Raw genomic sequence first — 14848 nt, forward strand, 5'->3', positions numbered from 1 at the left:
GCAACCTTTGTAGGCAAAAAAGTACCGCTAACCCCAATCATGCAAACCCTAGACAAAACTGAAACAAAATTCGGTCAACTCACAGCCCGTCTTAACGAAATTATCGATATCGAGTCAGCCTCTTCCCTGCTGCACTGGGATCAAGCCACCTATATGCCTGTTAGGGGTGCAAGTGCCCGGAGCCGCCAATTAGCTACCCTCAAACAAATATCCCACGAAAAATTTACCGATCCTAAAATTGGGGAACTGCTAGAAGACTTACGTGGCTACGAACAAAGCCTCCCCTACGATTCCAATACCGCCAGCCTGATTCGCGTCGCGCGCAGAGATTACGATCGCGCCGCCAGAGTTCCGGCAGCCTTTATGGCCAAACTATGTCGCCACCAAGCCGACTGCTACGAAGCCTGGGCTACGGCGAAAGCGGCTAATAATTTTGCAGCCGTGGAGCCATATCTGGAAAAAACCCTAGAATTAAGCAGGCAATACGCGGACTTTTTCCCAGGATATGAACATATTGCCGATCCCTTGATCGATCGTAGCGACTACGGCATGAAAGTATCCATTTTGCGACCCTTGTTCGCTCAACTGCGTCAAGAATTAGTGCCCATAGTCGAAGCCATCACCTCCCAGCCCCCGGCTGACGACTCTTGCTTGCATCAAGACTTCCCAGAAGCCCAGCAATTAGAATTTACTCGCACCGTCGTAGAACGTATGGGGTACGACTTCCAACGGGGACGACAAGATACCACCTTGCACCCGTTTATGACCAACTTCTCCATAGACGACGTGCGGATCACCACCCGCGTTTACAAAGACCACCTGGATCAAGCTCTTTTTAGCAGTATCCACGAAGCGGGACACGCTCTTTACGAACTGGGAAATTCCCCCGACTTTGAAGGTACACTCCTAGCTGGTGGCATTTCCTCTGGTGTTCATGAAAGCCAGTCCCGGCTTTGGGAAAATTTAGTCGGCCGCAGTAGGGGCTTTTGGGAATGTTTTTACCCGCAACTGCAAGGGGTGTTTTTGCGGCAGTTGGGACAGGTGCCGATTGAGGTATTTTATAAGGCCATTAACAAAGTCGGGCGATCGCTGATCCGCACCGACGCCGACGAAGTAACCTACAACCTCCACGTAGCCATCCGCTTTGACCTAGAATTGGCAATGGTAGAGGGAAAACTATCGGTTCATGACCTCCCCGAAGCCTGGAACAGTCGCTATAAAACTGACCTCGGTATTGTTCCCCCCAGCGACAGCGAGGGTGCAATGCAGGATGTTCATTGGTATGTTGGGACGATCGGCGGTATGTTCCAAGGTTACACCCTTGGTAATTTAATGAGCGCCCAATTCTATGAAACCGCAGTCAAAATCAATCCAGAAATTCCGGTAGAAATAGAACAGGGGAATTTTACCGTACTCCATGATTGGCTCAAACAAAATATATATAGTCATGGTCGTAAATATACCGCAGTCGAATTGCTAGATAGAGTTACAGGTTCTCCTTTAAGTATCGACCCATTTCTGCGGTACATACGCAACAAATATGGCGAATTTTATGTGATTTGAAGATAGCTATCAATATAGTTTGCCCGAAAAGGAAATAACGTAAGTAATGCTATCTGCCCACCCACCATCTCTCAACTGGCTGTTGCAGCCGTTTCAGCTCAAGCCTGGTAAACCGGACATCCTCTACGGCTTGCGCGCCCTTTTGGCAGTCAGCGGGCCGATTGCAGTGGGATTCATGACCGGTCATCCGGCTGCAAGTGCCATCGCGGCCATGGCCGCCATGTTTGTCGGGATGGTCGATGGGGGTGGAGCCTACCGCCAAAAAGCTACTGTAATGCTCGCAGCGACCATTGGCACAACTCTGGCGTTGCTCATCGCCAATCTAGTTAGCAGTACCCTCTGGCTAGCGATTCCCACCACCTTTTTGGTGATGTTTATCGCGGGCTTAGCTGGTCTGTTTGGCACGACAGCGGCCACGGTGAGTCTGGTAACATCAATTATGTTTATCGTCTCCCTAGCCAAATTCGCTTCGTTCCCGGATTGGTCTACGGTTCTTGAGCAATGCGCGCTGTGTCTGGGTGGAGGCCTATGGACAATGCTGTTATCTCTAGGATTGTGGGTACTGCGCCCTTACACGCCTGTCATCGTGGCAGCGGCCAATTGCTATCACACATTGAGCCAATTTTTGGCAACCGCCAGCGAAATACCCTTAAATCGGCAGGAACTTCGGGAGTGGACTAAGCAATTCTTACAAGCTCAAGATAGTGTGGTACAGGAGTTGACCTCTGCCCGGAGTGTCTGGGGTGCTGTGTGGACAGGGCGAGAAACCGCTAATTTGCGTGGAAATCAGTTACTGGTCTTAATTGAGGATGCCAACCAAATTACCAATTCTGTTGTAGCATTGGTCGAACTGTTAGCGATCGCCTCCCCTCATTCCCTATTCCAATATTTATATAGTGAAATCCAGCAAGTGATGGCACAATCGGCAACGGCTGTGCAACTATTGTCCGATGCCCTTACCAAAGGAAAGAACTTTGTGCACTTAGGAGACCTCGATCGCGCGATCGAGGCCTTAGAATACCAATGGCAAATCCTACGCTCTCAATTCCTGAATGAGGCGAGTCTGACTCACGCAGATGACTATGCTGAGTTAGTAAGTATTGGCAAGATAGTCAGCAGTCTCAAAGCCCTAGCAGAACAGATTCATAGCGATGTGGAGATTGTCACAGATTTACAGCAAGCAAAAGGGCGCAGCATCCCGCAGTCAGACATTTACCCCCCCATGCAGCCAGAGCGTTCTTCCATCCTGGATACCCTACGGAATAATCTCACGTTTGATTCAGTTCTATTTCGTCATGCTTTGCGACTGGCGCTGATAGTAACTACTGCTCAATTACTGGCTTCCCTATTGCAAGTACCTACAGGTTATTGGGTGACACTCACCGCTGTAGTTGCCTTGAAGCCCAGCTTTGGCGATACCTCCGAAAGAACGGTGCAACGGGTTGTGGGAACTACTTTAGGGGGCATAGTTGGTATTGCCCTAGTCGCATTCATCCACAATTCAGTGGCAATATTAATCTGTATCTTAGTCCTGTTAGTTACTGCGATGTCAGTGCGATCGCTCAGCTATGGTATCTTCATGATACTCCTGACTCCCGTCGTCATATTGCTGCTCAATCTCACCAGTAAAGGTGGCTGGGAAATCGGGGCTTTACGCATTGTCGATAGCTTAATTGGAGGCACCTTAGCATTACTCGGCAGCTATTTGTTATTTCCCAGTTGGGAAAGACAGCAACTCTCGGCACAATTAGCAACAACTATGCGAGCCAATCTCGCTTACTTTCAACAAGTTGCCGCCAGCTATCTCCACCCAGAATCAGAACCATCGACTGAGACTATTAAAAACCTGCGTCATCAAGCAGCATTGAAAAATGCGAACGCTGCGGCAGCGGCTCAACGCTTATTTAGCGAACCCCTTCACGTTCGAGGAGAAGTGGAACCGATTATGATGCTAATGCTATACATTCGTGCTTTTTTTAGCTCAGTTACGACTCTAGCGGAACATCAGCGGAAATTTAGCGGCGAGTATCAATTTGCAGAACTCAAGGGATTTAACGATGCCATTGTCGAAATTTTGGAGAACCTAGCAAATGCCTTGGAACAGGGAGAGCCGCCCCAATCTTTACCCGCCCTAGATACTTATCTCCAACCAATTCACAATCGGATCGAACAGTTACATACCGCTCGCATCTCAGAGTTAGCTGCAAATCCAACTTCTGTAACTTCCACGAGGCAAGCTGTTCGGGAGCAAACTCCTGTTTCTACACAACTAGATCGCATTGTCTATGAAATTAAATGTTTGCATTGTGCGATCGAGCGTCTGCAAAAATCAATTTTAAAATAGTGAATAGACATATTCTTTGACATCCTCCCCATTGCACGAGACAACCTGCGATTTTTCATCATACCTGAAACATTCATATTGTTTCCGGCTACATAGTCATATAAAATCCTCTCTTCATCGTCCTGTATTAAACTCTCTCTTCTCTTCCTTTGCGTCCTACCCTACGGGAACGGCTTCGCCGAACGCGCCTTCGCGGTTTATTAAAATACAAATTCTTTGGGTGGGAAGGGAGTAACCACAGAGAACGCAGAGGACACAGAGTGAGAGAATAGAGAGATGAATAATTCAGATGCTACCGAATTTGATATCAAAAGTTCTGTAAGTCTTTTATGACGGTCTCAACCATAGCCCTTCCCGCCCCAACCACCTGATATTAAATTCTCAATTTATCCCCAAATTAGGTAAAATCATTGGGGTGTCTGAGGATAAACTATATGCGTTTGGTTAAATATATTGCGATCGCCATTATCAATACTTTCGGTGTCATCATCGGTATCATCTGGGTAGCAGTCCCCCAAACCCTCGCCCAACCTTCCCTCAACAACCAACTCCAAATCTCTGGGCGACAGCCAGACACCGAAACTCCCCAATCCCTTGCGGAATTCTACAAATTGCGCGATCGCCTTAAACTAGAATTAGACCAAATTGCCAAAAATCCCGATCGCACCTCATTTTTCTTAGAACCTTGGAAACCCCAAATCCAGCGCCAAAAATCAGAAGCTTTGGTTCTGCAACTGACCAAAGTCAACAGTAGCATTCAAATCGAAGAAACCGCCAAAAACACTTGGAATAAATCGGCTAAAATAGCCAGTGAAGCCGTCATCATCGGACGCACCGCAAAAAGTTCTCCAGCTAGTTGGGAACAGTCACAACGTCTGTGGCAGTCCGCTATCAAAACGCTGCGCCAAATTCCCCACGATTCTTTTTTGGCTAGTGGGGCGATAGACAAAACCATCGAATATCAAGGCAATCTAACAGTCGCTACCTACGAATTACAAATTGCACGGAACGTACAAAAAGCCTTAGCAGAAGAACAAGAAAAACAAGAGTTAGCCAGAAGAGAAATTGAGAAAAAAGAACAAGCCCGGAAAGAACTAGAAAGACAAGAATTTGAAAAGCAAGAAATTGTGCGGAAAGAACGAGAAAGACAAGAATTTGAACAACAAGAAATTGTGCGGAAAGAACGAGAAAAACAAGAACAAGCCCGCCAAGAATTAGCAAAAAAAGAGCTGGAAAAACAAGAACAAGCCCGCCAAGAATTAGAAAGACAAGCACGAGAAAAGCAAGAACAAGCCCGCCAAGAAGAATTAGCAAAAACTTCACCAACTCCTCAAGCAACTCTCACCCCAAATCCCAGCCCACTTTTACCCACTTCAGCGCCATCCAACTTCTTCTTTGCGGGAGATACCAACAGAGATGGCGAAATTAATGACCAAGATGAACCAGGTAAAGAACAATGGTCTTTGTCTAAGGGAACCCTAGTTCTATTTAACGACAAATTGGGCGATCGACGCAAGATACCAGTTTGGCAACAAACCAAAGTTAGCGCCCCACGCCGCCCAGCAATGCTGTCTCAAGTTCACTTAAAAATGTCGGAAAACTTCAAAGGTTCTCAAGTATTTATCACGGCTGATAACCTGGCTAGCCCTCACATAAATGTTTTTCAAAAGACCGGCGATGGCTGGCAAAATGTAGACATATCAGGTACTAAACCGCTAGTTTTTAGCAAAAATATTGTCTTAGGAGTAGAAACCAAACAATTTGCCGATCGCAATTGGAGCGGTCGGATTAATCTCAAAGCAAATGCCATCAATAATGGTCAAGAAATAGCCTCAGCCACAATCCAAATGGGCGTTACACCTTGGATAATGCCCTCCAATATCACACCAGTTACAGAGGTTCAAGTCAGCGACAGAGGCTCAGGAAACAGCGAATTCATCTCCCAACTCAAACAAGCAGTAGAACCTACAGGAGCTAAAGTCAAAATCATCCAAGGAGACAAAGCTTGGATGCAGGATATTCAGAAAAATGGCTACGTTCAATTTCCCGAAAAATCCCAAACCCGCAATTTGAATGTAGCCCTACAAAACAATAGTAATGCCCTAGGTAATTATCCCCAAAAAACCAATCCCGATGAGTATTTGAGCGTAGTCAAAATCGGTCAACCTCGCAATCTAGAATCACCAAATCAGTGGGCTGATGGCTACGGAAATTTACAAGTAACACCGCCGATTCCTGGATACCCCATGGGTCGAATTTATTACGGTAAATCCGGGAATGCTAGTTTTAATCCAGAGGTACTGGATTTTATTCAAGCTCAACAAATTCAAGGGCCTGCGGTGGATATTGATACTTCTTGGCTGTTGACTCGCCAAGTCGATGAAATCATCAATTTTATTCCCAGTACAACTCCTGGAAAGTATATAATGGCGATCGCCAGTCCAGAAGCCGGAGTTAAGCTCCTAGAAGAATTGGCAGGAAAAGGTTACGGTGATGTTAAGATAAATCGTGGATTGAGCAATGAAATTACAGTCAGCGCTGCTTTGAAAAATCAAGCTTTAATTAAGCATAATCTCAATTTGCAAACACAAAAACTTAATCCAATTATCGATAAGTTAAAAAGAGAATTTTCACTGACAGATGACCAAATAATCCAAATTCCGGCGATGTTTGGCTACAGCGGTTATGCTTGGTGGCCGAATCTGGTCAATTCCGTACCTGTTAATGGCAATTTGTTAGTCTCAAATCCCCGTGGGGCGCTGATTGACGGTAAGGATTATACTCAGGAAAAATTGCGTCAATTACTACTACCTTTTGGTGTCAATGTTAGTTTTCTTGACGATAGGTATTATCAAGAACTGAGGGGGAATGTGCAGTCGGCTACCAATACTATTAGGAAAGGAGAAGAGCGACCTTTTTGGCAGTCTTTACCTAATAATTAACAATGGCGAATCTAGCCTAGGGAATTGGGAACCGGGAATGGGTAATTTGTAGGGTCTGGTTTTACAAAAAATACTATCCTCTAACAAACAATTTCGGAAACCAGCCCCCACTCAAAGGTAAATTGCTAAATATTTCCTAAACCCACATTCCTATGCTAATACCATTTCTCTAAAATCGTACAAAAATCTTTGACACCCCCTAATATCAAATCCGTTGACATCGGAATTATGATTTCTCTCTTCTCTTTCTCTGTGTACTCTGTGTTCTCTGTGGTTTAATCATTCCGATACAACGGTCAACGATATAACCCCCCCTTATAAAGGGGAGGGACAAGACTACTGTTGCATTCTTTTTTTAAAATTGGTATAATATTTATGGAAACTATGCTAGGACTTTAAGACATGGCTACCCTGGAAATAGAAAATATACCAGATGAATTGTATAGGAGGCTGCAAGAGTTAGCCGATGCTCAACACCTCTCGATTAATGCTTTTGCGATCGCCCTTTTAGAAGCTGAGTTGTCAACCAAGACCAAAGCCCTCTCAGGACAACGTAAAAAGTCTGTAAAATAACTATTGGCAGAAATTAACCGTCTTCGTGAGTCTCATCGGGCAAATAGGGAGATAATACTAGATACTACCCCTTTAATTAGATAGGATCACGACGAATATGTTGCACCATTTATGAATTATTGCCGGTTCCACAAAAATACCCTTTTCTTGTTTTTTCAAGAGCCTTGCCCTATCATTTTACTGTTCCCGATCGCACAAATAACGTAAAATACTCAACAGTCATCTTTATACTATAATTTTATCCCTATGAGTGACCAACCGGAAAACAATCAAATTTTGACTCAGCATCCAGAAACAATTGCCACTTTAGAGTCAAGTTCCCCATCAGCAGAAACTCCGCCAGAAACATCCCTAGATGCACATTCTTTAATTACTGATTCCCATCCAGCAGAAACTCCACCAGAAACATCCCTAGACGCACATTCTTTAATTATTGATTCCCAACCAGCAGAAACTCCACCAGAAACTTCCCTAGATGCACATTCTTTAACTACAGATTCCCATCCAGCAGAAACTCCGCCAGAAACTTCCCTAGACGAAGAACATTCTTTAACTACCAATTCTCAACCAGCAGAAACTCCGAGAGAAACTTCCCTAGACGAAGAACATTCTTTAACTACCAATTCTCAACCAGCAGAAACTCCGAGAGAAACTTCCCTAGACGAACATTCTTTAACTACCGATTCCGCACTTCTGGATTTTTCTAGAGAAACTATGATAGCCACAAATATTTCAAATACTAATAATGACCCGCCATTCACGGTAAATCCTGCTATTACAGAAGATATTTTACATACTAAAATTTCATCGAAAAACAGCGCTGAAAATGCCATAAAAGAAGATATTTTAATGGCTAATTTGGAAACAGAAACAGAAACTATTCCCATGGATGCGGACATCGCACCGCCAACCATTGACTATGACAATTACCCAACTCAACTAAATCCCACTCCGAATCCCGAACCCAAAAAAACAGGAGTTTGGCAAGTTCTAGCAGTTTTTTTGAGCGGAATGTTAGTCGGTTCTGTGCTAAGTCTGGGCAGTTTGTTAGCCTGGAGAATGTATCAGGAAAGAGTCAACCTACAAATCAAGTTGCCCGCCGATGTACCACTTCGTCCCAGCCCTTCCCCTATCCCTGCCACTCCGGCTAATCGACTACCTGCGATTCCCCCAGCACCTGCAACTCCACAATCACCTGTCTCTACCATCCCGTCGCCCACTCCCACTCTGACGCCAACCCTGTCTGGAGTGCCGCAATTGGCCTCTCCATCGCCCTCAGCATCCCCCTTTCCCTCGCCCTCAGTATCCCCCTCTCCTGCGGCCCAAACGGATGTCACTGAGCGAGTTAGCTTTGAACCAGGTGCGATCGGAGTTACTCTCAGGAATACTTTGCCAGACAACAAATCAAAGCGCTACTTACTTGAGTGCAATAGTGGCCAAAGCATGACATTAAAAGTTGAAGAAGGCAAAGTTAGCGCCGCAATTATTGCTCCTAACGGTGAAAAAGTAGGTACTGCAAATAGCACAAGTCCGTGGCAAGGTCAACTACCCAGCAGCGGGGACTATACTATTGAACTTTCTGGCGACAATAAAGCAAACTATGGAGTTAAAATTGAAGTAAAGTAGTAAATCCGTCTCTGGTTCTTATTAATTATCAATCACCAATGATCGCACAAGTATCTCCAAGTATCTACGAAGCAAAAACCCAGGAAATTGCTAAAGAAATTCTTAAGGCAACTCAAGAGAAAAAACGCTCCTTTTTGGGTCAACTACAAGACCAAATGCGCTGGGACGACAAACTGATGGATTGGGCAATGGCTAGCCCCGGACTCCGGGTGCAGTTGTTTCGATTTATTGACTGTTTGCCGGCCCTCCGCAGCAAGCCGGAAATTGCCCGTCACCTGCAAGAATACCTGACTGCTGAAGAGGTAGAATTGCCCGAAGCTTTGAAAAAATTGCTCAGTTTTACTAACGCTGATTCGATTCCTGGACAATTGGCGGCGACAACCGTTGCGCCGGCGGTGGAAACTTTGGCGCACAAGTATATTTCTGGGGAAAATATCAGGCAAGTAGTTAAAACTTTAGAACGACTTCGCAAGGATAAAATGGGTTTTACCGTTGACCTTTTGGGGGAAGCTGTAATTACTGAAACTGAGGCTCAAAATTATCTCGATCGCTATTTGGAACTAATGCAGGAATTGAGCATCGCTGCGAAAAATTGGTCTCAGGTAGATGCGATCGATAAAGCTGATGGTGAAACTTTACCACGAGTACAAGTATCTGTCAAGTTGACCGCATTTTATTCTCAGTTTGACCCGCTGGATGCCAAAGGTAGCGAGGCCAAAGTTAGCGAGCGAATTCGCTTTTTACTCCGTCGCGCAAAGGAGTTGGGCGCTGCTGTCCATTTCGACATGGAACAGTATGTTTATAAAGGTTTAACTCTCAGCATTCTCAAAGAGTTGTTGTTAGAAGAAGAGTTTCGCGGACGCACAGATGTCGGTATTACAATGCAAGCCTATTTGCGCGACAGCAAACAAGATTTGCAAGGGATTATTGATTGGGCGAAAAAACGTGGCACTCCGCTAACAGTGCGTCTGGTAAAAGGCGCTTACTGGGATCAGGAAACGATTAAAGCGATGCAGAAAGATTGGCCGCAGCCTGTCTACAATGACAAAGTTGCGACAGATGCCAACTTTGAAGAAATGACCCAGTTGCTGCTGGAAAATCATGAATATTTGTATGCAGCGATCGCCAGTCATAACGTTCGATCGCAAGCCAGGGCGATCGCGATCGCCCAAACGCTGAATATACCACGTCGCCGCTTTGAAATGCAAGTATTGTACGGCATGGGCGACAAATTGGCTAAGCTATTAGTCGATCGCGGTTATCGCGTCCGAGTCTATTGTCCCTACGGCGATTTACTCCCAGGAATGGCCTATTTAATCCGTCGTTTGCTGGAAAATACCGCCAACAGTTCCTTCATCCGGCAAAGTTCCGAAGAAATGCCGATCGACCAATTATTAGCCGCCCCAGTAGCCAAGGGCAATGACCAGCTAGTTTACAGCAAAGTATTTCCCAACGTAGCCGATACAGACTACGCCAATACCGAACTCCGCAAACAAGCAGAAACAGCCATCAAATCAGTCCGGGGAATCCTCGGACAAACCTATTTACCCCTAATTAACGGCGAATACCAAAACACCGAAACCACAGTCAACTCCCTCAATCCTTCCAACCCCACAGAAGTAGTTGGTAAAATCGGATTGCTTTCGGAATCACAAGCCAGACAAGCCCTGCAAGCCGCCAAAGATGCGTCTACCAGTTGGCGGAAAACCCCCGTTAGACAGCGCGCCGGCGTGCTGCGCAAAGCCGCAGAATTGATGGAAAAAAGACGGCACGAACTGTCAGCTTGGATGGTATTTGAAGTCGGCAAACCAGTCAGAGAATGCGATGCTGAAGTTTCCGAAGCCATTGATTTTTGTCGCTACTACGCCGACGAAATGGAACGGTTAGACCAAGGGCAAAATTACGATGTCGCCGGAGAAACTAACCGATACAGCTATCAGCCCCGTGGCATTTCTTTAATCATTTCTCCTTGGAATTTCCCCCTAGCAATTCCTGTGGGGATGACAGTTGCTTCCCTAGTTGCAGGGAATTGTACTTTACTCAAACCTGCGGAAGTATCCTCAGTAATTGCAGCTAAAATTACCGAAATTTTACTAGAAGCGGGCATCCCCAAAGGCGTATTTCAATACGTGCCCTGTAAAGGTTCAACCGTGGGCGCTTACATGGTGAAACATCCCGATGTCCACATGATTACTTTCACCGGTTCTCAAGAAGTTGGTTGCAAAATTTATGCCGATGCTGCGATTTTACAACCAGGACAAAAACACCTGAAACGAGTGATTGCCGAAATGGGTGGCAAGAATGCCATTATTGTCGATGAAAGTGCTGATTTAGACCAAGCTGTAGCTGGGGTTGTTTATTCTGCCTTTGGATATAGCGGCCAAAAATGTTCCGCTTGTTCGCGAGTAATTGTCGTCGAATCGGTCTATGACACTTTTGTGCAAAGATTAGTAGAAGCCACGCGATCGCTCAATGTTGGTCCTGCGGAAAATCCCGGCACTCAAGTCGGCCCAGTTATCGATGGGAATGCTCATGGCCGCATCCGCGAATATATCGCCAAAGGCCGCGCGGAAGCTAACATCGCTTTAGAAATGTCAGCACCCGAAACCGGCTATTTCATTGGCCCAGTGATTGTGACGGAAGTACCACCCACAGGAATTCTTGCCCAAGAAGAAATTTTTGGTCCGGTTTTGTCAGTGATTCGGGCCCAGAATTTTAATGAAGCGATTACGATTGCTAACGGCACCAATTTTGCTTTAACTGGCGGATTGTATTCTCGCACGCCTTCCCATATTGATCGCGCCGCCGCGGATTTTGAAGTAGGAAACCTGTACATCAATCGCGGAATTACAGGGGCTGTGGTATCGCGCCAACCCTTCGGAGGCTTCAAGCTTTCGGGAGTTGGTTCCAAAGCCGGTGGCCCGGATTATTTGCTACAATTCCTCGAACCTCGCACCATCACTGAAAATATTCAGCGACAAGGTTTTGCTCCCATTGCAGGAGTAGACGATTAATCTCAAATTTCCTTGATTGTAATGCCATACCTGACCTCAACAGTCAGGTATCCCGATTTTGCATAGGCGAAGCATGACCGCAGACAATTTATTAGTTATAACCATAGATTTACAGCCGTCATGCTTCGCCCCTACAAATATATTTGCCAAACACAGATGCACCCGGTATCTGGCTATTAAATTTGGCTTTTTGATGTTGCTAGGTTAACCATAAATTAAGTCGGCAAATCTGCCAAACAGCTCACATTTACTAAGGTTAAATCTGGAGTTGTCCGTTTAATCAAACCTGTGAGCACTTTACCTGGCCCAATTTCCACAACTCGATCGATTCCCTGTTGTGGCAATTGTAGGGAAATTTCTCGCCACCGCACGCCTTTAGTCATCTGCTGAGTCAAGCGCTGCTTCAAAGTAGCTGCACTTGTGGTAGCTGTCGGTTCCGAATTGGAGAGCACCAGCATCTTAGCATCTGAGAATCTGGCCGATTTTAAAGCTTGTTGAAACTCCGCAGCCACTGGTGACATCAGGGGAGAGTGAAAGGCGCCGGAAACATTCAATTTTAGCGCCCGTTTGACTTTGATTTTGGCCAGCAATTCTTCTACGGCTGTGGGGGTTCCAGAAATGACTACTTGTGCTTCGCTGTTATCGTTGGCTAGCACGACGTCTCGACTGTATTGAATTTGCAATTCTAGTTCCTGTCTGTCGAATCCGATCAAAGCTACCATTTGCCCGCCGGAGACATTATCCATCAGTTCGGCGCGACGTTTCACTAAGCGCAATCCTGATTCAAAGTCAAAGACACCCGCAGCATACAGGGCGGTGTATTCTCCTAAACTGTGACCGGCCACTAGGGAAGGTCGATCGAACTTTTCGCGCACTAAATCGGTCAAAATGCTTTCGATCACGTACAAGCAAGGCTGAGTGTAGAGAGTCCGAGAGAGTTTTGCTTCTTCTTGACAAATCTCTGGGACTGACCAGCCTAAAATCTCTTTTGCTAGATCGAATTTGGCTTTGGCTTTTGGCAAGTTTAATAAGTCTGCACCCATCCCGATCGCTTGGGAACCTTGTCCGGGAAATACCCATGCTGTTTTAGTCATTTTTCCGGTAATTTACTAATTGGTATTTGCTAATTGGTGATTGCAAAAATTATTTGTTTCTCGCTCATTCACTATCTATGCGCGACTTACAATTATAACAGAGCGGGGAACTTTTTTGAAAATTTCCTATAATTTATTTCTGCTACTTTAAGGGCATTAGTCTTTGTGGAATAATTTATTAGCTTCCGAGTGCCGAAAGTCAATCGCAGCAAGAGAATTTTTAGTTTCACAAGCAAAAGCTACAATCCACCGCCACCAGTATTGAGCAACACGCGATCGATCGCCCGCAAGGGTTGATGCTGTGGCAGAATTGTCAGATTTTACCTCTTAAATTTTCCCGCGATCGCCCCAGAGCCTGAACACAACTAAAATGGATTTATAGTCTGTCGCCCTTGCTTCAACTTCCCCATTGAAAAATCACCGCCCCCCAACTCAAACCTGCACCGAAACCAGCCGCAGCAATAGTATCTCCCGCTTTGACTTTACCCTGACGCACGGCTTCATCCAGAGCCAAAGGAATTGATGCTGCGGATGTATTTCCGTAATGTGCCAAATTACTAATGACTTTTTCCGGCGGAATATTTAGCCTTTGGGCCACTGCATCCAGAATTCGCTGATTCGCTTGGTGTAACAGCAGCCAGTCAATGTCTGAGGCGCTAATATTTGCCCGAAACATCGCTTTTTCGATTACTTCCGGGACTTTTTTCACCGCAAACCGATAGATTTCTTGACCATTCATGGTGATGGGTTGAAAAGCACCTTGTCCAATATTCACACCCTCAATTAATTCTTGGGACTGTGCTTTGTAAGCCAGGTTGAGAGAGGAATTTTGAGTACCATCGCTGCGAATTTCAAATCCCAAAAAGCGATCGACTTCTGAAGCTTGCAATACTACCGCACCTGCACCGTCTCCAAACAGAATGCAAGTACCTCGATCGGACCAATTCACCCACCGAGATAAAATATCTGCCCCAATCAGCAACACATTTTGATAAACCCCTGTCCGAATGAACTGAGAGGCTGTCACCAAACCAAACACAAAGCCCGAACAAGCTGCTGTCAAATCAAAAGCCACAGCCTTTGTCGCACCCAAGCGATATTGAATTTGACCCGCAGTCCCAAACAAATCGTCAGGGCTCGATGTCGCCAAAATAATCAAATCTATATCTGTCGGCAAAATTTGTGCCATGGATATCGCCTGTTGAGAGGCGAATGTGGCCAAATCGCACAAAGACATTCCATGATGCGCCAATCTGCGCGATCGAATTCCTGTGCGCGCCACTATCCACTCATCAGAGGTTTCCACTATCTGACTCAAACCGTGATTATCTAGCGAAACCGGCGGTGTACAAGAACCGCTACCCGTGACGGCAATACCAAACCCTGATTGCTGCAACATTCTTCTCCATTTATGAGCGATCGGTCTAGAAATTAAAAATTAAAAACTACAAATTAAAAAAATTAAGCAGCAACTGAAATCAGTTTATTTCAGCCAAAAAACTTGTTTAATTTGACATTTTTAACTTGACATTTTTAATTTTTAATTTTCCAGTAAGTAGCTAAACATATATGTTGCGTGTCCACACCTAGAAGCAAAGCAATCGCTCAGACTAGGGACAAGCTTTGTAACTCTCTGCGGATCTATAGCAATCCTAAATCATTTGTGAATTTCTTACTCCCGGACCTTAATAA

8 protein-coding genes are annotated in these 14848 nt (G+C 45.4%); 6 read left to right on the forward strand and 2 right to left on the reverse strand.

Translation table 11 applies throughout. The annotated features are described in order from the left end of the window. Nucleotides 1-39: 39 nt before the first annotated feature. The 6 genes from ACBR23_RS06820 to pruA all read left to right on the forward strand — a co-directional run bounded on the left by ACBR23_RS06820 (nucleotide 40) and on the right by pruA (nucleotide 12062). Nucleotides 40-1563 carry a carboxypeptidase M32 gene (locus tag ACBR23_RS06820; RefSeq protein WP_371115832.1) on the forward strand — a complete coding sequence of 508 codons (1524 nt, stop codon included), beginning with the start codon at nucleotides 40-42 and terminating at the stop codon, nucleotides 1561-1563. A gap of 46 nt (nucleotides 1564-1609) precedes the next feature. Further along, nucleotides 1610-3907: an FUSC family protein gene (locus ACBR23_RS06825; protein WP_371119218.1), complete on the forward strand. Its 2298-nt coding sequence runs from the start codon at nucleotides 1610-1612 to the stop codon at nucleotides 3905-3907. Between the two features lie 434 nt (nucleotides 3908-4341). After that, nucleotides 4342-6849, forward strand: a complete 2508-nt coding sequence (locus tag ACBR23_RS06830) for a protein-arginine deiminase family protein (protein ID WP_371119219.1) — start codon at nucleotides 4342-4344, stop codon at nucleotides 6847-6849. Nucleotides 6850-7251: 402 nt separating this feature from the next. Beyond that, entirely contained in the window at nucleotides 7252-7422 is a 171-nt protein-coding gene (locus ACBR23_RS06835; protein ID WP_371115829.1) for a hypothetical protein, read from the forward strand. 246 nt (nucleotides 7423-7668) lie between these two features. Continuing rightward, nucleotides 7669-9048 carry a hypothetical protein gene (locus tag ACBR23_RS06840; protein ID WP_371115828.1) on the forward strand — a complete coding sequence of 460 codons (1380 nt, stop codon included), beginning with the start codon at nucleotides 7669-7671 and terminating at the stop codon, nucleotides 9046-9048. A gap of 38 nt (nucleotides 9049-9086) precedes the next feature. Then, a complete protein-coding gene (pruA, locus tag ACBR23_RS06845) occupies nucleotides 9087-12062 on the forward strand; it encodes an L-glutamate gamma-semialdehyde dehydrogenase (protein WP_371119220.1) in 2976 nt (991 codons plus the stop codon). Between the two features lie 215 nt (nucleotides 12063-12277). Here the strand turns inward: pruA and fabD are convergent, their stop codons facing one another. Both fabD and ACBR23_RS06855 read right to left on the reverse strand, forming a co-directional pair. Next, entirely contained in the window at nucleotides 12278-13156 is an 879-nt protein-coding gene (fabD, locus tag ACBR23_RS06850) for an ACP S-malonyltransferase (protein ID WP_340521928.1), read from the reverse strand. A 397-nt stretch (nucleotides 13157-13553) separates the two neighbouring features. After that, entirely contained in the window at nucleotides 13554-14555 is a 1002-nt protein-coding gene (locus ACBR23_RS06855; protein ID WP_371119221.1) for a beta-ketoacyl-ACP synthase III, read from the reverse strand. Between the last annotated feature and the right edge of the window lie 293 nt (nucleotides 14556-14848).

Source organism: Microcoleus sp. (assembly GCF_041354475.1).
Classification (GTDB): domain Bacteria; phylum Cyanobacteriota; class Cyanobacteriia; order Cyanobacteriales; family Microcoleaceae; genus Microcoleus.